The 18,823-nt window shown below is 68.9% G+C and carries 21 protein-coding genes and 1 pseudogene; 10 read left to right on the forward strand and 12 right to left on the reverse strand.

Features of this window, described 5'->3' with window-relative positions; genetic code table 11:
• Positions 1 to 134: 134 nt before the first annotated feature.
• Positions 135 to 1,115: a transcriptional regulator gene (locus ACNPQM_RS33790; RefSeq protein WP_418086961.1), complete on the forward strand. Its 981-nt coding sequence runs from the start codon at positions 135 to 137 to the stop codon at positions 1,113 to 1,115.
• A 90-nt stretch (positions 1,116 to 1,205) separates the two neighbouring features.
• Positions 1,206 to 1,544 (forward strand): hypothetical protein, encoded by a 339-nt coding sequence (locus ACNPQM_RS33795; RefSeq protein ID WP_418086962.1) that lies wholly within the window; start codon positions 1,206 to 1,208, stop codon positions 1,542 to 1,544.
• A gap of 2 nt (positions 1,545 to 1,546) precedes the next feature.
• Here the strand turns inward: ACNPQM_RS33795 and rpmF are convergent, their stop codons facing one another.
• Positions 1,547 to 1,723, reverse strand: coding sequence for a 50S ribosomal protein L32 (gene rpmF / locus ACNPQM_RS33800; protein WP_345512138.1), 177 nt, complete (start codon positions 1,721 to 1,723; stop codon positions 1,547 to 1,549).
• Between the two features lie 889 nt (positions 1,724 to 2,612).
• Between rpmF and ACNPQM_RS33805 the strand changes: the two genes are divergently transcribed.
• From ACNPQM_RS33805 to ACNPQM_RS33815, 3 genes are all read left to right on the forward strand, one after another.
• Entirely contained in the window at positions 2,613 to 2,807 is a 195-nt protein-coding gene (locus ACNPQM_RS33805; protein WP_418086963.1) for a hypothetical protein, read from the forward strand.
• A gap of 181 nt (positions 2,808 to 2,988) precedes the next feature.
• Complete coding sequence (locus ACNPQM_RS33810; protein WP_418086964.1) at positions 2,989 to 3,444, forward strand: Tn3 family transposase; 456 nt, start codon at positions 2,989 to 2,991, stop codon at positions 3,442 to 3,444.
• Positions 3,445 to 3,462: 18 nt separating this feature from the next.
• Positions 3,463 to 3,738 (forward strand): hypothetical protein, encoded by a 276-nt coding sequence (locus ACNPQM_RS33815; RefSeq protein WP_418086965.1) that lies wholly within the window; start codon positions 3,463 to 3,465, stop codon positions 3,736 to 3,738.
• Between the two features lie 74 nt (positions 3,739 to 3,812).
• On the opposite strand, the gene ACNPQM_RS33820 is transcribed toward ACNPQM_RS33815, so the two are convergent.
• Both ACNPQM_RS33820 and ACNPQM_RS33825 read right to left on the reverse strand, forming a co-directional pair.
• Positions 3,813 to 4,208, reverse strand: a complete 396-nt coding sequence (locus tag ACNPQM_RS33820) for a cupin domain-containing protein (protein WP_418086966.1) — start codon at positions 4,206 to 4,208, stop codon at positions 3,813 to 3,815.
• Positions 4,205 to 5,623 (reverse strand): MFS transporter, encoded by a 1,419-nt coding sequence (locus ACNPQM_RS33825; protein WP_418086987.1) that lies wholly within the window; start codon positions 5,621 to 5,623, stop codon positions 4,205 to 4,207. The genes ACNPQM_RS33820 and ACNPQM_RS33825 overlap by 4 nt, the downstream gene beginning before the upstream one ends.
• Between ACNPQM_RS33825 and ACNPQM_RS33830 the strand changes: the two are divergent.
• Both ACNPQM_RS33830 and ACNPQM_RS33835 read left to right on the forward strand, forming a co-directional pair.
• Positions 5,574 to 6,167 (forward strand): annotated as a pseudogene (locus ACNPQM_RS33830) (TetR/AcrR family transcriptional regulator C-terminal domain-containing protein); the annotation flags it as partial. The gene ACNPQM_RS33825 and the pseudogene ACNPQM_RS33830 overlap by 50 nt on opposite strands.
• A 55-nt stretch (positions 6,168 to 6,222) precedes the next feature.
• Positions 6,223 to 6,993, forward strand: coding sequence for a recombinase family protein (locus ACNPQM_RS33835; RefSeq protein WP_418086988.1), 771 nt, complete (start codon positions 6,223 to 6,225; stop codon positions 6,991 to 6,993).
• Between the two features lie 320 nt (positions 6,994 to 7,313).
• Here ACNPQM_RS33835 and ACNPQM_RS33840 read toward each other — a convergent pair whose 3' ends face one another.
• The 6 genes from ACNPQM_RS33840 to ACNPQM_RS33865 form a co-directional block, all read right to left on the reverse strand.
• Entirely contained in the window at positions 7,314 to 8,051 is a 738-nt protein-coding gene (locus ACNPQM_RS33840) for an SAM-dependent methyltransferase (protein WP_418086967.1), read from the reverse strand.
• A 173-nt stretch (positions 8,052 to 8,224) separates the two neighbouring features.
• Positions 8,225 to 9,415, reverse strand: a complete 1,191-nt coding sequence (locus ACNPQM_RS33845; protein ID WP_418086968.1) for a hypothetical protein — start codon at positions 9,413 to 9,415, stop codon at positions 8,225 to 8,227.
• 375 nt (positions 9,416 to 9,790) lie between these two features.
• Positions 9,791 to 10,123, reverse strand: coding sequence for a helix-turn-helix domain-containing protein (locus ACNPQM_RS33850; RefSeq protein WP_418086969.1), 333 nt, complete (start codon positions 10,121 to 10,123; stop codon positions 9,791 to 9,793).
• On the reverse strand, positions 10,120 to 11,196 hold the full coding sequence (locus tag ACNPQM_RS33855; protein ID WP_418086970.1) for a tyrosine-type recombinase/integrase: 1,077 nt from the start codon (positions 11,194 to 11,196) through the stop codon (positions 10,120 to 10,122). Before ACNPQM_RS33855 ends, ACNPQM_RS33850 begins: the two co-directional genes overlap by 4 nt.
• 285 nt (positions 11,197 to 11,481) lie before the next feature.
• Positions 11,482 to 11,679, reverse strand: a complete 198-nt coding sequence (locus ACNPQM_RS33860; protein WP_418086971.1) for a hypothetical protein — start codon at positions 11,677 to 11,679, stop codon at positions 11,482 to 11,484.
• Positions 11,680 to 11,739: 60 nt separating this feature from the next.
• A complete protein-coding gene (locus tag ACNPQM_RS33865) occupies positions 11,740 to 11,934 on the reverse strand; it encodes a hypothetical protein (protein ID WP_418086972.1) in 195 nt (64 codons plus the stop codon).
• A gap of 275 nt (positions 11,935 to 12,209) precedes the next feature.
• Between ACNPQM_RS33865 and ACNPQM_RS33870 the strand changes: the two genes are divergently transcribed.
• Both ACNPQM_RS33870 and ACNPQM_RS33875 read left to right on the forward strand, forming a co-directional pair.
• Positions 12,210 to 12,629 carry an SsgA family sporulation/cell division regulator gene (locus tag ACNPQM_RS33870; protein ID WP_418086973.1) on the forward strand — a complete coding sequence of 140 codons (420 nt, stop codon included), beginning with the start codon at positions 12,210 to 12,212 and terminating at the stop codon, positions 12,627 to 12,629.
• Between the two features lie 197 nt (positions 12,630 to 12,826).
• Entirely contained in the window at positions 12,827 to 13,696 is an 870-nt protein-coding gene (locus tag ACNPQM_RS33875) for a Bax inhibitor-1/YccA family membrane protein (protein ID WP_418086974.1), read from the forward strand.
• Positions 13,697 to 14,778: 1,082 nt separating this feature from the next.
• Here the strand turns inward: ACNPQM_RS33875 and ACNPQM_RS33880 are convergent.
• The 3 genes from ACNPQM_RS33880 to ACNPQM_RS33890 form a co-directional block, all read right to left on the reverse strand.
• Entirely contained in the window at positions 14,779 to 15,369 is a 591-nt protein-coding gene (locus ACNPQM_RS33880) for a DUF308 domain-containing protein (protein ID WP_358861037.1), read from the reverse strand.
• A gap of 44 nt (positions 15,370 to 15,413) precedes the next feature.
• Positions 15,414 to 17,033 (reverse strand): tannase/feruloyl esterase family alpha/beta hydrolase, encoded by a 1,620-nt coding sequence (locus tag ACNPQM_RS33885; protein WP_418086975.1) that lies wholly within the window; start codon positions 17,031 to 17,033, stop codon positions 15,414 to 15,416.
• 640 nt (positions 17,034 to 17,673) lie between these two features.
• The gene (locus tag ACNPQM_RS33890; protein WP_358861039.1) at positions 17,674 to 18,102 is read right to left on the reverse strand and encodes a hypothetical protein; all 429 of its coding nucleotides are present in this window, start codon (positions 18,100 to 18,102) and stop codon (positions 17,674 to 17,676) included.
• 120 nt (positions 18,103 to 18,222) lie between these two features.
• Between ACNPQM_RS33890 and ACNPQM_RS33895 the strand changes: the two genes are divergently transcribed.
• Entirely contained in the window at positions 18,223 to 18,762 is a 540-nt protein-coding gene (locus tag ACNPQM_RS33895) for a CGNR zinc finger domain-containing protein (RefSeq protein WP_418086976.1), read from the forward strand.
• Positions 18,763 to 18,823 lie beyond the last annotated feature (61 nt).

An 18,823-nucleotide genomic window follows, 5' to 3' on the forward strand; every position in this document is an offset into this window, starting at 1 on the left:
CAACAGGGTGTCGTCGCAGCGTGCACAGTGAACGCTATACCTCAGACAGGTGTCCAGATACTCTGCTGGCAGGTTTGGACGGATGGCCAACCGCGCCACAGATGTCATGTGCCGATAGACGGAGGTGCGCATACGTGTTCACGGCCCTGGGCATAGCCGAGTCCGATGAGCAGGTCTATCGGTGCTGTGTGGACCACGGTCGGGTGACCGTCGCGGACATAGCCGCCTCCCTGAGGACGTCGGAGCACCACGTCCTGCAGTGCCTGACCCGTCTGAAAGACCTCGGGCTCCTGTATGTCACCGGCCGAGGCCACTACCGGGCGACGGACCCGGAGTCCGCACTGCTGCCCCTGCTGGCCAGACGGCAGTGGGAGGCGGAGACCGCGCTGGCCTCGGCCCGCACGGAGATCGACCGGATCGCCGAGCGCCACCGGGCGGGCCGACTGCGCTCCGATCCGGACAATCTGGTGGAGGTCCTGTCGGACCGTGAGCTGATCCTGGAACGGATCGACGAGATCGGCTCCGGTGTGACCAGCCACGTCTGGGCCCTGGACCGACCTCCATACGTGGACCGCCCGTACGGCCGGCACCACAGCGACGAGGACGAGCTGGGCATCACCACGAAGTGGCTCGGGCGGGGCATAGACGTGCGGTCGATCTACTGCCCGCAGTCCATGGAACGGCCCGGGCGGTTCGCGACACTGCTCCGGCGCGCCGAACTGGGCAAGCGATCGAGGATGTTGCCGTCCCTGCCGTTCAAACTCCATATCATCGACCAACGGATCGCTCTGATCCCGCTGTCCGGACCGGCCTACGACGACCTCGTCGTCGTCCATCGCTCCGGTGTCCTCGACGCCCTGATGGAGCTGTACGAGGCCTACTGGGCCCGCGCCGAGCCGCTCACCGGACTGGCGCCCGGAGACGACGGTCTCGACGCGGACGATGTCGTCCTGATCGGCATGCTCAACGCCGGGCTGAAGGACCAGGCCATCGCCCGCCAGCTCGGGTGCAGCACCCGCACCGCCACCCGGCGCGTCGCCGCCGTCCTGGCCAAGTTGGGCGCCGACACACGCTTCCAGGCGGGCGTCCGGGCAGCCGCCCGCGGACTGATCTGACCGGCTACGCACCCGGCACGGCCCTGGCTCCAGCGGTCCTGATCACGCCGCGAGGAACTGCGGGCGCCCTTCTACGCGGTCGTGGCCCGCTTGCAGCCCACTCCCCCGAGGCTGCTGATGGTCGCCGTCAAGACCTGGGGCGACGCGGCCCACGCCGACGAGGCGACGCTGCGGGAGCTGGACGAGATCATCGACAGCACGACGAAGGAGACGGACCCCGCCCGGGTCGTCCGGGTGGGAACCACTGCCGTGCAGACGACGCCGAGGAGCGTCAGGAGGCAGGCCCGCCGCACCGGGAGCGGGCGGCCGGACCCGGCGGACATGGGTCGCCGGGTCCGGCCTTCGTCGAAGCCGTGGCAGACCGGATCTGCGCCGGGGCACGACGGGTGCCCCGGCATCAATTCCCGGCCACTGACGTCAGGCTGGTGACGTCAGGCGGCCGGGGGCAGTACCTGACGGCCCCGGTATGTTCCGCAGTGCTGGCAGGCGGCGTGGGGCGGGGTCGGCAGACCGCAGTCCGCATTGGCGCATTTCGCCAGGAGAGGCAGAGCCGCTTTCCAGTGGGCTCGGCGGTGGCGTGTCCGTGACCGGGACTTCTTGTTCATCATGGGCGATGGTTCCGTTTCCGTATGACATCGCTCTGACCGAAAAGGAACGGCACAGTCCGAAGAACTGCACACACACTGAGAACATGCAGGTGTTCTGGGCAGACAGGGTTTTCTGTCGCAGCGGTGAGTGATCGGCGGAGACGGGCCGGGGAAGGTCAGAGCCGCTGGGGCATGGGCGACGTGAGCGCGCCCGCCGTGCCGGAGTCCTGGCAAGGGGTCACACGAGGGTGAAGCCTGGACCCGGACCGTTGGGCGGTGGGCTCAGGCTAGGCTCTGTCCACTTCGATCAACACGTCGAGGAGGCTAGCAACTGTTGAGGCCACCCTGCAACGCATTTGCTCACGGCCCTCCTCCCGCGCGTCACCTGTTCGAGCGCAGGTATGTGCACACCCGCGATACCACCCGCCCCGCCTCGTCGCGCCCCCACTCGGTGTCCGGGGCGCGGCCGACGAGAGAACCGGCGGCTCGCGTGTGAGGCGAGCCTGCAAGACGTGCGCGGTCACGCTGGACGGACAGGCCGACGGAGACACCCCATGGACTGACGGGAGCGGCCACGCCGCTCACTTCTCGGGTCCCGGGAGGCACCACATCGTTGCGGGCGACAGTCACAACCCTCCCCAGGAGCGACCCGACGCGTTCGCCGCCCCGATCCTCGAAGCCGATGCAATGGGGTGACCTCAGAACGGAAACATGTGCCCGGCGCCGACCCGCGGACCGGCGCCGGCATGTACGTGTGCAGGCGCACCCCTGCAGGTGCCTTCGGGGACTCCCATCGGCTCGACTTTCGTCACCTGCTTGACAGGTGACGGATGAGCGTGCACGCTGATGACAGTCGCCCAAGGCGACAGGCAGGACACGATCCACGATCAACGAAAAGTGGAGCATGGTCATGAACAAGAAACTCACCACGGATGCCGACACGGCGGCACGGCACGCACGCTTCGGCAAGCTCCCCGAGCGGATCCGCTTCGAGGACATGACCGAAGAGACAGAGGCCGCGCCGAACAGCGGGGGCAATGCCTCCTACAGCGACGAGAACTCGTGGAAGTACTACTCGTGCCTGGCCCTCGACCTGGGCCTGTAGACCGTCCGGGCGGAGTGACCCCTGGACAGGCGCCCATCCGGCGCCCACAGCGAACCCTGCGATCCCATCGGCACCGGAGGTGACCATGCGGGGACCGCTCCACAATCCCGGATACCAGTCCCTTCGGTCCCTCTCCGCAGGAGTCAGACGCACAAGCGGCTGATCGCGCAGGTTCCGCGAGGTGGGCCGTGTGGCCCGTACCGTGCAACTGCTTCGGTACCTGACGGACGCGCCGCTTCGCCGGCGGGTGACAGCGGCGACGATCAAGGTCGAGTCGTTCAACCGGTTCTCCCAGTGGGTCGGCTTCGCCAACCGCGGCGTCATCGCTGACAACGACCCCGTCGAGCAGGAGAAGGCGATGAATTTCAATGCTTTGTTGACGAACGCGGTGATCTTCCACAACGCCCTGGACATCGCCGAGATCGTCCGCCAGCTCCTGGAGGAGGGATGGGAGATCGACCCGGAGGACCTGGCCCACGTCTCGCCGTACCTGACCGAGCACATCAAGCGGTTCGGCGAGTACAGCACCCACGAACTCGGCGTCGAACCCGAGGCGTACGACCCCAAGCTCGACGTCGACTTCACCCAGCTCCGCGAACAGGAACCGGCCGCCTCCGGCTTCGGTACGGCCGCCTGAGCACCGAAGGACCCAGCCATGCCCCTTGAACAGTACGGACGCCGGACCAGCGTTGATGCCATCGGCCTTGCGCAGGACGAGGGCCAGGATGCGGCGCTCGCGAGGGCGTGCAGCCTGCACGCCCTCAACGAGGTCTCCAAGAACGTCATGCCGCTGCCGACGGCCGCCCGGCTCATCGTCGCCCGTTCGCACTACCTGCACGCCACTACGGCACGCGAACTGCACAACGCGCTTGGGACAACCCTCCAGGAGTACGACGAGTTGTGCGAGACCGCTGGCATGACGGGAGTGTGACACCCCGGCGCTGAGCGCGTACTGGGTGAGGTTGTGTGGTGGCCCGGCAGCGCGACTGCCGGGCCACATTCCGCTTAGCGAGTGTCAGTGCGCCTTTCGAGGCGGGTGCCGTGGCGAAGGGTGATCGACATCAGGTCGCTGGGGGCGTCCAGCTCCAGGCGGTGCCAGCGGCCACGGGGGACGATCACGGCGGTGCCTGCCTGCAGCTGCACCATGTCCTCGGCCCCGCCAGGTGTGGTGGGACGGAAGTAGAGGCGGACGCCGCCGCTCAGGCAGCACACCGCCTCTTCGGCCTCCGTGTGCATCTGCCAGTGGTCGGCGTGGACGTCGGCATCGGTCTCCACGTGGAAAGTCGCGATCTGCCAGGCGTTGGAGTCGCTGCTCGTCATCTGCCGTTCGGCGGCTTGGACATCGCCGTCGGGGCGGAACTGCAGCGCGGAGGCGAAGAGGTCGATGAGGGGTGTCGTCATGACGGCGTTCCTTCCAGTCGGTTCTTCGTGGGGGTGGCGGATTGCGGGTCAGGTATGGCGGCCCCGCAGCGGGGCAACACCCCGATCGCCACGACTGCCGCGAGTACGAAGAGGCAGGCGGTGACGGCAAGACTCAGGGCGTAGCCGCCGTTGAGCGCGGCGGGGTCAGTGGCCGGGCCGGTGCGGAGTGCGGCGATGGTGGCCAGGACGGCCAGGCCAACGCAGCCGCCGAGTTGACGGGAGCTGTTGAAAAGGCCGGAGGCCATGCCTGCCTCGCGGGAGGCGACGCCGGTTGTCGCGGCAGCGGCGACTGGGGCCAGGACCAGTCCGACACCGACGCCGGTGATGATGCAGGGGCCGAGCACGTCGGTGAGGAAGCCGCCGCTGGGGCTGATGAAGGCGAACCAGGCCAGGCCCACGGCGGCCAGCAGGGCGCCGGGCACCAGGGCCGCTCGGGGGGTGCGTGCCGCGGTGACGCGGGTTGCCATGATGGTGCCCGCGACCAGGCTCGCGGAGAAGGGCAGGAACGCGGTGCCGGTCGCTGCGGCACCCATGCCCATGACGTGCTGCATGTACAGAGACACGAAGTAGAACGCCGCGAACTGCCCGGCCGCGGCCAAGAAAACCAGCAGGTTGGCGCCGGCCACCCAGCGACTGCGCAGCAGGCCGAGGCGCAGTAGCGGCGCGGAGGCCCTGGATTCGGCGAAGGCAAAGGCGGCCAGGAGCGCGGCCGCCGCGGCGAGGGTCGCCACGGTGTCCGGGGATGCCCATCCTCGGGCGTCGGTGCGGACGACACCGAACACCAGCAGCCCGACTCCGCCGGTCGCCAGGACCGCGCCGAGTACGTCCAGCCTCTCGCGCCGGTCGGGTCGCGCTCCGACCGGCACGCCTGCCAGAACCAGCGCGAGAGCCGCCGCGACGATGGGCAGGTTGACCAGCATCACCCAGCGCCAACCCGCGTACTCGGTCAGCAGACCATCTGCCAGTACCCCCAGTGCTCCCCCTGCGGCGTTCACCGCGCTCCACACCCCGAGCGCCCGGACACGCCGAGGGCCCTCAGGGAAGGTAGTCGTGAGCATCCCCAGTGCGGCTGGGGCGGCCGCGGCAGCACCCAGCCCCTGGCCGGCACGGGCAGCGATCAGTTGCCAGGGCACCTCGGCCAGTCCGCCCGCCAGCGAGCACAGCCCGAAGACAGTCAGGCCCCCCACGAACAGCCGGCGGTGACCGTGCAGGTCGCAGGCGCGGCCCCCCAGTAGCAGGAGTCCACCGAAGGTGAGCGCGTAGACGTGCACGATCCACGACAGATCGAGTGGCGCGAATCCCAACGCGGTGCGGATTGCGGGCAGTGCAACGTTGACCACCGACATGTCCAGGGCGAAGACGAACTGGGCGACCGCCGCGGCCGCCAGCGCCACCCCCGGTCGCCTGCGGCGGCTGGCCACGGAGATCGGCAGCACGCCGATGGCGCTCTACCACCACGTCCGCAACAAGGAAGAACTGCTCGTCCTGCTGCTGGACGACTATGCCGCGCGGGCACTGCGTCGACCCGCACTGCCCGCCCACCCTCGCGAGCGGGTCGTCGTTGCCGCCTCCGTGATCCACGAGGCGCTCGCCGCCTGTCCCTGGATCGTGGAGGTGCTGACCGCCGATGACCTGATGTCAGCATCCGCGCTGTGGTTCGTCGAGCAGATAGTCGACGGCCTGGTCGAATGCGGATTGTCCCCCGAGCGGGCCGTGCACGGTTACCGTGCGATCTGGTACTACACCGCTGGAGAGATCGTGATCCGGGCGACAGCGGCTCGGCGGCGCGCAGACGATGACCGTGCGACCTACCGGGAGCAAGTATTCGGCAATCTCGACCCGGGCGACCTGCCCCGGTTGGCGCAGGTCGCGGACCGCTGGGCACCGCTTACCGGCGAGGACACTTACTTGGACGGGCTCCGAGCTCTGGTGGCTGGCCGAGGACCCGGTCGTTTTCGAGGAGGAGGCCGGCACCTCCAGCCGCCTCCACCCGCTGGAACGACCCAAGTTCGGCGAGCTGCTCGTGTACGCGCGGCCGGGCGACACCGTGCACATCTCCGAGATGTTCCGCCTCGTACGGGGCACGCAGCACATCCTCGACGTGCTCGACGTCCTCCACCGCGACCGCCTCGCCTTGCGCATCCACGACGGCGCGTTCTCCGCGATGGACCTCACCGCACGCCACCCGCGCACTGGAGAACTGCTGTCCACCGTGAAGTTCATGGTGCAGACCCTCGCCGCCGCCGGCGAACTCCAGCGCGACCTCCAGCGCGAACTGACCTACGACGGTCTGCGGGCCGCCGAGGCCAAGGACAACAAGGGCGGACGCCGCCCGGCCATCCCGGCCATCAAGGCCGACGACGTGCGCACCGCGTACCTGCAGGGCCGCTCCACCGCCGCTCTCGCCCGCGACCACAAGGTCAGCCGCGGGGCCACCCGTACCGCAGTCGCCGACCTCCTGCCCGAGCACACCGCCGTCGACCAGGACGCCCCGGCCCAGGAGCTGCCGGTCCTCCTCGACATGCCCGGCAAGGTTGCCGACTTCCTCCGCACCACCGAACTGGAGCCCGCCGAGCGGGCCGCGCTCGACCAGGGCGTGACCGTACGACGCGGCCAGGGCTACACCCTCCGCGTCAGCGCCATCCTGGCGGTACACCGCCAACTCCTCGACCGCTGCCAGCCGCTCGGCAACGCCGCAGCGATCCCGGCACAGCGCAAGGCCCGTCGCGAGTACGCGAACCGCGTCAGCAATCTCGACCAGTAACCAAGATCATCCCATGGCCCCTTTTGGGCTTACCTCGGCGATCCCCCTCGACCCCCGCGAGTTCGCGAAAACTGAAGGGTTCTCAGCGTGAACCCGATGGTCGGGTGCCCGGATTCCAGGGAGTGGGCCCGTGGGTTCGCGGTGAAGTCGCGGGGTTGTCTCTATTGGTGAGAAGTGTGACTCCACTGGCGGGGTGGTGGGAGTATCGGGGGCGCTACTGGGATCGAGTGGGCGTAAGCACCCGTCTCCAAGGTCGAGTTGTACGCCGCGATCCACCGGGACGCGCCTGACGAGGGCCCCTGGCTTGCCACCCGCAGTGGTCACTCGGAGGTTCGGCGAAGTACAAGGGTGACGAAGCCGAAGCTGTCGCGATAGCTGTGCAGCCATTGAGAGCGGTGGGTGGAGGCAACGGCGAGAACCTCGGCGCTGTCGGGGTCCTCGGGGTGGTCCAGCGCCCACGTCGCCAGGGATCCGGTATAGCACCACTCGAAGTCGTCGAGTTCCTGACGTGTGCTGATGTGCCCGAAGACAGGGGTCCAGCCGTGGGCGACGACGCGGTCCATGGTGGTTGCCAGGTCCTCGTACTCGCCCAGCATCTCGCGGGCGGCGGCGGTGGGCTCGCACTCCCAATAGGCATCGCCGACCAGGACGCGGCCACCGGGGACGAGGTGCCTGTGGGCAGCATCGAGGGTGGGCAGGAGACCGCCGAAGGCATGGGTGGCACCGACGCTGAGCACTGCATCGAAGGGCTGGCGAGACGCGAACTCCGTGGCGTCCTGGTGGTGAAGTACGAGTCGTTGTTCGACTCCCAGATCGGCCGCCTCCTTTCGGGCCTTGGCCAGGGCCTGGGCTGAGTTGTCGACGCCCTCGGCGGTCACATCCGGATGAGTGGCCAAAGTCCGTAGGAGCCAAGCCGCCTCACCGCAGCCGAGGTCGAGCACGCGTTCATCGCCCCGGTCCACGGTTCGATGGAGCAGTCGGCGCACCGACTCATCGTCAAGAGGGCTGTTGATGGGGTGATCAGCGTGTGACAGCCGAGAGATCATTTCGCGGTCCATGGTACGCAGCCTGACAGCGTCGGACGCTCATCGCATCTGCTTACCCCGCCGATGAACGAGTACCGGACGACTGCAACGCCTGGGCCTTCAGGGCGGAGTTATTTCTCACCTTCAGATCTTGGATCTGAGATCGCGAAGTGGAGTCGACACAGACCTACCGATGGAGTCGGTTGTCACTGACAAAGCCACGGGTGGGACTCCAGGTCCCGCTCCAGAAGAGCGCGGGCGGAGTTCGCGTATCGGATTGCCGTCTTCTCACTCAGGCCGAAGACCTCGGCGAGGTGGAGCGGGTCGGGGCCGTGAGCGAGGGCTTCTTCGAGCTGACGGCCCATGCGGAGTCGTTCCAGGGTGGCGGTCTGGCGGTGCAGTGCTGGCCCGGCGACCGAACTCTTGCCGATGGGGCCGGCTCCCAGCGCAGTGTGCTTGTTGATCAGCAGGTGCGGGTTGGCGGTGTCGGGCCAGCGGAAGCGGCGGAAATCCAGCCATTCCCGGGCGACTTGAAGGGTGAGTTCGTCCAGCGGGCGGGTGCGGCCGTCGATGGACAGGCGCCGGTTGCCGATGTCGAGGTCGTCGAGTCGGAGGCGGCGGATCGCCGCAGGCCGTGCCGCGTGGACGGCGGCGAGGGCGAGGATCAGCCGGTCGGCGGGACGGGTGACGGCGGCGATGGAACCGTTGATGTGCTCAGGCTCCAGGGGCTGGATGACGCCTTCCTCGCGCTGGCCGACCCGGATGCGGCTGGTCGGGTTCCTGAAGATGGTGCCGTTCTTCTTGGCCCGGCCGAACAGCGACCGCAGGGCGATGATCGTGGCCTGCCGTTGCGAGCCCTGCACGGTTTCGAGGTGAGCGAGTACGTCGTCGCGGGTGACTTCGCGCAGGTGGTCGTAGCGGTCCGACCATTCCAGCAGCACGGGCCGGATCCGGTTGAGGTAGTTCCAGACCGTCGCCGCATGGCGGACCCGGGAACGGGGGCCGCCGTCGTGCAGCAGCCGGGCCCAGTCTCCGACATCGTAGGCGATCCCGGTGGCGAGACCGTCGAGCTTGGACTCCAGCCACAGCTCGAACGACGACGGCCGGTCGTCGAGGAACACACCGATGTGGTCGAGCACTTCCGTGGTCCGCCCGACGCTCAGACCGCGCAGCCGAAGCACCGGGAAGACTTCCGAGTACCGGACCACGTCGCCCTCGACATGGCCGGTCAGGACGGTGATCAGGGCCTGGTCGACGTTCAGACGCGTCTTGCGGGGCCAGCCGCGGGCCTCGCCAAGGCGGTGGGCGCTATGACGGGCCCAGGCCAGCCAGGGATTGCCGCGGCGAGCGTCCTCATCGCTGGCCCGCCCCGTGAGGTCTCGGCGGGCCTCGAACAACGCGAGCTGGCACCAGACCGCGGACGGAGGGGGTGCAGGGGCCGGATCGGGTCGCCGGGGCCGGCCCCGGCGACCGTACTTGACTGCCGATGGCTTGGGACGCCGGTCCCAGAGGGCTGTCAGTCCGTAGAAGAACAACTGCTGGTGGCGGAGGTGAGGCAGGAAGGACTCCGGGCTGTCGCCAGTCCCGACGGCCTCCGTTCTCGCCTGGACCCAGCACAGACGGCAGTACTCCGCCCGCAGGGGCACTTGGCGCGTGCAGCCGGCGCACATGCCTACCCTCCAGCGGCTGGCGAACGAGGAACACGTTGAGCACCGCGGCTCGAAGAAGCGCCCCCAGGACAGGCAATGCGGGCAGGAACTCGGGTCCATGGGTCACATCGGAGGAAGGGACCGACCATCACGGCGGCGAGGAACCACCGTCGGGGCCGGTCCCGAGGAGCCGGTGGCCGCTTGCCGGGCATCGGTGTCCTGGCCGGGGCGGGTGACTTTCTGCGGTTCGGGGATCAGCAGGTCGCCGATCTCACAGCCCAGGACGACGCAGATCACGTCCAGGTCCTCCAACTTGAGGGAGACCGGCTGCCCGGACCACAGCCCGGACATCTTCCCCGCCGAAATGACCAACCCGTGCTCGGCCAGGCTCCGTTGGAGTTCGGACGCCTTCCAGATGCCCTTGTTCGCGGCGGTCAGCCGCAGGTTCCACCTCATTGGATCAGCCCTTCCAGCCGCTTCGCGGCCCGCTCGGTCCCGGCAACCCAGGCGTCCTCGACCCGGGTGCGGTGGACATGGACGTATCGCATCGTCGTAGCAATCCACGAATGCCCTAAAACCTCCTGGATTGAGATGAGATCGAGGCCGTTCTCATAAAGCTGGGACGCGCAGAAGTGCCGCAGGACATGCGGGGTGAGCAGGTCCGTCCAGCCCGGCAGATGGGCCTTGACCGCGTCGGCGAGGCCGTTGCGCAAGGCGTCGTCGCCGACCTGGCGGGCGGTTCCGTCGGCGTTCTTGCGCTCGGAGGGGAACAACGGGGCGCCGGGGCGGGTGTGGTCGTCGTCGAACTGGCCCCAGACGTCCTCAATGAACCACCGCAGGGTGCGGTCCGCCCCGTTGATCAGCGGCACCATCCGCTCGCGTGGCCCGGAGCCGCGGGCACCCTTGCCGTGGCGGACGTGGAGCTTGCCGAACCGGCCCAGGTTCCACTTGATGTCCGACAGGTCGAGCTTGCGGGCCTCGCTCACCCGCAGCCCCACCTCGGACATCAGCTTTGAGGCGGCATAGTTCCGGGCGGTCGGGGCGAACTTCCGGCACGTGGCCAGCCCGCCAGCCCAGCCGGTGAACAGCTGCCGGGCCTCCCGCTCGGCCGGCGGGATCCGCAGCTGGGCGTCCTTGGAGCCGCGAGGCCGGTTCATCTCGTCGATCGGGCACTCGACCACGCGCCCGGTCATCCGGTGGATCTCGATCTTGTGCCGCAGCTCCAGGAACAGGAAGTACGTGCTCAGGGCCTGCGAGCGAGCCAGTCGGGTGCCGCTGGGCGAGCCTCGCAGCACCTTCCCAAAGTACGTGTCGGCGTCGGCTGGCTCCATCTCCCACAGTGGCCGGCCGAACCAGAACCGGATCTGCTCCAGGTGCCCGACATCGCCGCGGATCGTGCCGTCCGCCAGCCCGGCCGAGGCTCGTGCGAGGACGAACCCGGCCAGCACATCGGTCTCGAACTGCTCCAGTTCCTCCGTCGAGACCGGCGCCCGGATCTCGCGCAGGTCCCGTACGACCGCCAACGCCAACCCGAGCCTCCTCACCTTCAGCCCGACTGCACGCCAGTCGGACACGGTGAGAACGCTTCAATAATCCCGAAGTTACGTCACTCGATGACAAGACACCTGAACGTGGAAGAACCCCCTGGCCACGGGGGCGGGGACGCAACGGAGGTCAGAGGAACTCACGGGATGTCGCACATTAGCTCACCTCCCGCTCACCGGCCGGACCGCCTGAAGCGCGTCCGGACCGGGACGGGTGAGGAGGTGGTGAGCCCGCGGGCGACGGCAATCGCCGCGAACTCCTCGTCCGCCTCACCCCGTAGCCGGATGCCCCAGGGCAAGCTGGAGGTGAGGCTCGGCCTTCTCACACAGCAGACCGATCTCCGCCTTGTCAGGCACGGTGGCGACGCTCATGATCACGTCGAGCGCGGAAATCACCGAGCCGGTGACCGCCAGCGGCGTTGAGCGGTTCGCCGCCGAAGGCCGGAACGTTGTCGCCACCGTCCGCAAGGACGGCAATCTGGCCGTCCACGACCACCTGCCCAACATGCGCCCCCCTGCTCCTGGACGTCAACGGGTGAGGACGCAGATCTGGGCTTCGCCGATCTCGCTGTCCAGCAGTTCGGCCGGGTCGACGCCCTGGTCAACAACGCCGGCCACTACCAGGCCGCCCCGCTGTAGGCCACCACCGTGGAGCAGGCCCACCGCCAGCGCCAGACCAGCGTCTTCGGCCTGATCGCCCTCACCAAGGCATTCGTCCCGCACGTCCGGAAGCAGGGCCTCCGGCGTGACCGGTTTCCCGCCCGGCCCTCCCGGACGCGGCAGCCAATTGACTTACGGGACACCCTCGGCAATCCGTACCGCACGTGCCGGTACCGTCAACCGCCGGGCGTCGCCCCGGCCTTCGACCGTCAACTGACCGATGTGCGGGGTCCGTCCCCGGGCGAAGAGTGGAGCTCGCAGACTTCGTCCAACGGAGGGGAACTCCCGTCATGCATCGTGATCAGCCGCCATTGCGTGCGCGTTCGACGCCCGCACTCGTGCCTTCCCTGTTTCTGGATCTCGACCAGATGCTCGATGAATTCACCCGGCTGCCGATGCGGGCGAAGTTCTGCTTCGACCCGGACGTGGCCGCGGTGATCACGGTGGAGTTCCTGGCGGAACGGGGGCCCAGTCTCATCTGGCACCTGGGCCGTGAACTCCTGTACCGCGGAGTGACGTCGATGAGCGGGGCCGGCGATGTGCGGATGTGGCCGACGCTGTCCAGGGAGCAGCCCTCGTCGTGGCTGCTCCTGGAGTCTCAGGAGGTGGAAGCCTTGTTCGAGTTGCCCACCGCGGCACTGGCGGAGTGGCTCGACGCCACCTACCGGATCGTCTCGGCCGAGGCGGAGATGGACGGTCTGAACTGGGACGGCTTCCTCATGGAACTGCTCGACGAACCGGGCATGCCGTCCGAATGACTGCATGCCCTGCCCCGGCAGGGAGGGCGGGCCGCTGCGGAACTTGCTTCCCATTCCGTCACCTGTCAGAGTGGTGACGAACGGGGTTGCAGTCGTCGCCCCGGTGGATGTTCCACGGTCACACGTGTGCCACCGCGGACGCCCTGACGACAACGCTGTGCGGCAGGCCGCGAGTGCGGCGGACGAGGAGGAATGACGTGAGGACCAGCAACCCGATCTTCTCCCGCTTGGGTGGCGCGAACCGTGACGCCGGCCCGGCGGGCGCGTACCCGCGCGAGCCGCTGGGTACCGCGGTCGGCGGCGGGCTGACGGGCAGCTACGGGACCAACCCCTACGCCCCCGCTGCCGAGACGGACACGGACACCGGAGCGTGGGCCGGCCGGAGTGCGGTGACCATGGACGACGTCATCGTCCGCACCGCGACGACCCTCGGCACCGTGGCCCTGGCAGCCGTGCTTTCGTGGCTCCTGCTGCCCGTCGACGAGGCGAACCTTGCCCGGTCCTATGGCATCGCCGTGGGCGCCGCCCTCGTCGCGTTCGTCCTGTCGCTGATCCAGTCGTTCAAGCGGACACCGACACCGGCGCTGATCCTTGGTTATGCGGCGTTCGAGGGGGTGTTCCTCGGCGTGTTCTCCAGCACGGTCTCCACGTACATCTCACCGGGGGTCATCGTCCAGGCGGTGCTCGGCACCTTCGCGGTCTCCGCGGGTGTGCTCATCGCGTACCGGATGCGCTGGATCCGCGTGAACCAGCGGCTCGCCGGGTTCGTCGCCGCCGCCGCGACCGGCTTCCTCCTGCTGCTCCTCGCCGACCTTCTCTTCTCCGCCTTCGGCGCGGGTAACGGCCTCGGCTTCAACAGCGGTGGCCGGGGCATCGTCTTCGGCGTCGTCGGCATCCTGCTCGGCGCGGCCTTCCTCGCCCTGGACCTCAAGCAGGTCGAGGACGCCGTCGCCTACGGCGCCCCGCGCGAGGAGGCGTGGCTGGCCGCCTTCGGTCTCACCTTGACGCTGGTGTGGCTCTACCTGGAGGTGCTGCGCGTGCTGACGATCTTCAACAGCGACAACTGAGTTCCCCCGAACGCCACAGGGGCATGCGCGGCGCGCATGCCCCTGTGGCGTGTCCGCGTTCCCGTGTGAGGCGGGCAGGGTCCCTGCTCCGGAGCGAGCTAGTTCGCAGGGCGACGGCCCGAGGGCGCCACCCGGCCGCCCTCGGAAAACCGCACAAGACCGCCGGAACGTGAGAGGTGTCCCCTGGGCGGCCACGAGCAGTGCCCGTGTCAGGACGGCAGAATCAGCCCGGGTCCGGCCTTCGGGACGGACGCGCCCCGGCAGCACGCCCGGCTGTGAGAGCCCAGCCCCATCCACCCTGCCCGTCTCCACCTCGGTCTCAAGGGCTGACTGGTCATCGGCCACCACCTGGGTCCGGCCTTCGGAACGGACACGCGCCGGCCGGTCTGCACGGGCTGCTGGCCGGCCGCGACCGAGGACGAGTGCGCCCCGCCGGACGACGCGCCCTCCGACCTTGTCGCCGTCCACGACGGGCCGGACGGCCGGTTGTCCGAGGAGGAGCCCGCCGGCTTCTGATCGTCGCGGGCCACCAGAGTTCCGTCGATCTGCCGCAGCAACTCCGCGCTGACGCTGCTGCACCACCCCGAGCAGCTCGGGTGGTTGCGCAAGCAGCCGGAGCTGGTGTCTGGTGCGGTGGAGGAATTCCTGCACCCCGAGACCTCCGCCGTCGCACGCGCCACGAGCAGCTACGCGGCGGAGGACCTCGAACCGGACGGAGTCCGCATCCCCCGTGGGGTGGGTCATCGTCGCCCTCGGATCGGCCGGGCGCGACGACCCGTAGGCCGAGGACGCCGATCCCGGCGTACTCGACGTGACACAGCACCCGCCACTGTCCAGGCGCCCCGCCCGCCCGGATGGAAACGGCCATCGCCCTGCATACCCTGCTGACCCGGCTTCCCAAAACCGGAACTCGCCGCACCGGTGGACTCGTTGGAGTGGATCGGCTCCGGCATGTTCCGCGGTGTGCTGTCCCTGCCGGTGCGCTGCCGCGTCGCTGATGGCCGGGCCTGTCCGGAACGACACGAAGTCCCGGCCCGCGCCACAGGGCGCGGGCCGGGACGGCACCGGGAAGGTACGGCGGGTCAGACGGTCCGGCTGCGCAGCTGCCGAGTCTTCCAGCCCAGCAGCGCGGCCTGGGCGATGAAGAACACCCCGCCGCCCGTGGCATAGACCGAGAGCACGTCGAGCGACGGATCGTCGCCCGCGGCCTGGATGTTGTAGAAGACGCCGACGAGGAAGGACAGTCCGCCCGCGATCAGCATCGGCCACTGCTTGCCCAGCTCGGGGCCGCGGCGCCGGAGCCCGACGACCACCTGGGCCGCGCCGGAGAGGACGGCCCAGGCACCGAACACGTGGAGCACTGACGCCACACCGCCTGTGCCGGCGATGCCGACCGCGGCGGCGGCGAGCGTGCTCAGCACCCCGTTGAACGCCGTGACCCGGCGCTCCGACCCGTCGGGCAGGGCCCGGTAGTCGATCACCGAGGACACCGCGTCGATCAGCGGGTAGACGACCAGCAGCGTGACCGCCACGGCGTCGATGTCCTCGTGGGCTCGGGCGAACGCCAGGGCCCACGCCACGGCGAGGACGCCGCGGCCCAGGTACAGCCTCAGCAGGGAGGAGCGTCCGTCCGTCACCGCCGGGTCCGACGGCGTCGAGGTCTGCGTACTCATGAAGGTTCGGCCTTTCTCAGGTCAGCGGGTCGTCGGCGGCGCGGTCAGTGCTGGAACGGGGCGACGCACCGGAAACTGGAGGCGGCGGCCGGGTCGCCGTAGCCCTTGTAGCGGGAGATCTGGGGGTAGCTGCACAGGTCGCGGTCGACCTGCTCATTGGCGGAGTTGGTCAGCGTGGCAGGCAGCGTCTGGGGCGCCTTGCCGTGCTCGACCCAGGCGGTCAGGGCTGCGAGGCCGTCGGCCGAACCGTCACCGCCGTTGAGACCGCAGTGGTTGGTACCCGGGGCGAGGAAGAGGCGGTAGAAGTCGTCGACGTTCTTCGAGCCGCCCAGCTCCCGTTCGACCTGCTTGCGGTACTGCACCGTGCCCTGGGTGGGGATGTACTGGTCGTCCTCGCCATGCCAGGTCAGGAGCTTGCCACCGGACGTGCGGAAGTCGGACAGGTCCGGGTCGTCCGTGCCGATGATCTTGTCGTACTCGGCCTCGGACTGCTTGAACAGCTCCGTGAACTGGCTGTAGGTGATCGTCGAGACGTCGAAGGACGGCTGCTTCTTCAGCCACGACGAGACCCAGAACTGGGGCACCGGGAAGGGCACGCCCTTGACGTTGCCGTCGGCGTCGGGGTCGGAGGTACCCGCCAGCGCCGACAGGTCGGCCCCGATCGGGACGCCGGCCCACAGCTTCGTGCCCGAGGTGGTGCGCGGGCCGTCCCAGATCTTGCGGACCACAGCCGCGTCGGCCGCGGTGATGGTCAGCTCCTTGCCCTTGCACACGACCTTGGTGCCGATCAGGCGGCGGGGGTCGAAATCGCACCGCGCGGAGTCGTTGACCAGGCCGTCCTTGACACCGTCGAGCGAGTCACATGCCTTGACGGCGGCGTCGGTGAAGGCAGCGAGCTCGCAGGGGGCCGGGTAGGTCTTCTCGTTGTTCATGACGACCTGCGGCCACAGGGTGGCGACCTCGAACTCGTCCCAGTTGACGGCGGGCGCGTCGGCGAGGATGCCGTCGAAGTCGTCGGGGTAGCGCTGGGCCTCCATGTAGCCCTGGCGTCCGCCGGTGGAGCAGCCGGTGAAGTAGGAGTAGGAAGCAGGCTTGGCGTAGGCCGAGGCGATGACCTGCTTGCCGACGACGGCCGCCTCGTGCTGGGAGCGGGAGGCGAAGTTCGTCAGCAGCGCGGTGTTGACCTGCCCCTTGGCGTCCAGCGCCCAGCTGACGTCCACGGCGTCACCGACGCCGGCGTCGGTGCTGGTCGCGGCGTAGCCGTTCTTGACCGCGGTGCCCAGACCGACACCGTTGTCCCCGGCGAGATAGGCGCTGCCTCCGAGCGCCTGGAAGCGGCCGTTCCAGCCCTGTTCGGGCAGCCAGGTCCGCACCTTGGCGTGGTCGTCGTCGCCCGGGTGGGTGAGGGTGACAGTCACCTCGCAGAAGGCGGGGACACCGGAGACCGTACCACCCAGGATCCCGGTGCCGTCGATGGTGCCGCCTACCTGGCGGACCGCTGTCACGGACTCCACCTCGGTGCCCGCCGGGGCCTCCACCGGCACGGTGCTGCAGCTGACCGGCGTGGACGCGGCGGGGTTCTGGGGTTCCGCCGATGCGGTCGGCAGGTACACCGCCGCAGCCAGCGGCACACCGGCCGCGAGGACAGTCAGAAGTCGTCTCATGGGTATCCATCCAAGAAGTAGGGGGTGCCTGGCCGCGCGGCGACACATGTGTACGGCAGCGGAGCAGGACAGGGGGTTTGGGCGACGGGCTCACGCGGACGATGTCCGTGTGCATGCCTCCGTGCCCTGGGTGTGCAACCCGAGGCAGCCTCGGGTTCACCGAAGACTGATCCAGGCCTTATCACCGGTTAGGCAGGTGACGAAATGGGGTGTGGGTTTGAATTCGGGCGAGCCGACGGCAGGACGCCACCGACCCCCGGTTCCCACCCTGGGCTCTCATCAGGCCTTCGACATCAGTCAGTTGACGGTCCGTGTCCACGGATTCCCGGCCTTATCACGTGACGGACGTGAGCAGGATCGACCGCGACACCCCGGCACCACCACCCCACCCACCCGCGTGATCCGGGTCCGAAACATGATCCGAGGAACAGCCAATGACGTACATGTATCTTCAGCGGAATACGCCGCAGACCTGGCACACATGTTCGGGCGAACCGAGACTTCGACGAACACGTATGCACAGGGCACGCGTCCCCCACTCCCCGTTCGGCGGAAGCGCCGGCCGCACACATGGCCGGCCCTCGCGAGGTGAGCACCGCCGCTGCGGTGACCCTGGGGACCTGCGGGCGGCGGGAGCGGGTCAGCTGGCTCGCAGGGGGCCCGCGAAGGACTTGCGCAGGGACGAAGGAGCGACGACGGGGAGCAGCGAGGCGAGGATCTTGCCCTTGAACGTGCTCGGCTGCCGCGTCAGCTCGACGTCGACCCGGGTTCCGCCGGCTTCGGGGGTCATCCGGAAGACCCAGCCACCACCGGCCCCGAAGAGCTTGGAGTCAAGGGTGGTGATGGTGACCGTGTCACCCCCCGGCGTCCACTCGTAGCGCGCGCGCTCCCAGGCGGCGGCGGTGCCCTCGGTGACCTCTGCCCAGGTGTCGCCGAGGTCGTGGACTTCGAAGTGTCCGGCGTCGATCGTGGGCCAGGCTTCCGCCCGGGAAGGGCCGAAGTCGGTCAGCACTCCCAGCACATCCTTCGGGCTGAGCGTGGAGACGAGGTGGAACCGTACAACTGCCATGGGGGCTTTCCTCACCAAGAAGTAACTGTTCTGGCCGGTGACGAGAGATTCCCACGTATGTGCATCACCTGTCAAGACGGTTACTCTTGAGGTGTGTTCAGCCACCTGTCAGGAGGTCATGTGAGACATGTGTTTCCGTGCGGGACGACCGCCCTCGACTTCGTAGGCACCTTGCAGGCGCGTCGCGGGCAGACTCCCGACGAACGGATCGGCACCCCCGGGCGACTCGACACCTGGTTCGCGCAGTCCAGGCTGCTCGATGAGGAGCCCGGTTCCGACGCGGCTGACCTGCGCGCGGCTCTGGACCTGCGGGAGGCCATCTACTCGCTGGCCCGGTCCCGTATCGACGGCGGCCCCCTGCCCAGCTGGGCGGTCACGGTGGTGAACCGGCAGGCCGCCGGATCGCCGGTGGTCACGTGCCTGTGTCCGGGGGGCGCGAGACGTCTCGGTACGGCCTCCCAGGCCCTGACCGATCTCGCCCGCGAGGCTGTCGAGGTCTTCGCGGGCGAGGAGTCGGCCCTGTTGCGTGAGTGCGGACATCCCGACTGCACACAGGTCTACCTCGATCGATCCCGGGGGCGCAGGAGGGAATGGTGCGCGATGAGAACCTGCGGGAACCGCGCCAAGGCAGCGGCTCTGCGGGCGCGTCGTCGGCGTTGAGAGCGCCGCACTCCGGACTGCCACGCACACGTGCCCCGCAGGGCGGTTCACCCACTGCGGG

The organism is Streptomyces sp. NPDC056231 (genome assembly GCF_048270745.1).
Lineage (GTDB): Bacteria > Actinomycetota > Actinomycetes > Streptomycetales > Streptomycetaceae > Streptomyces.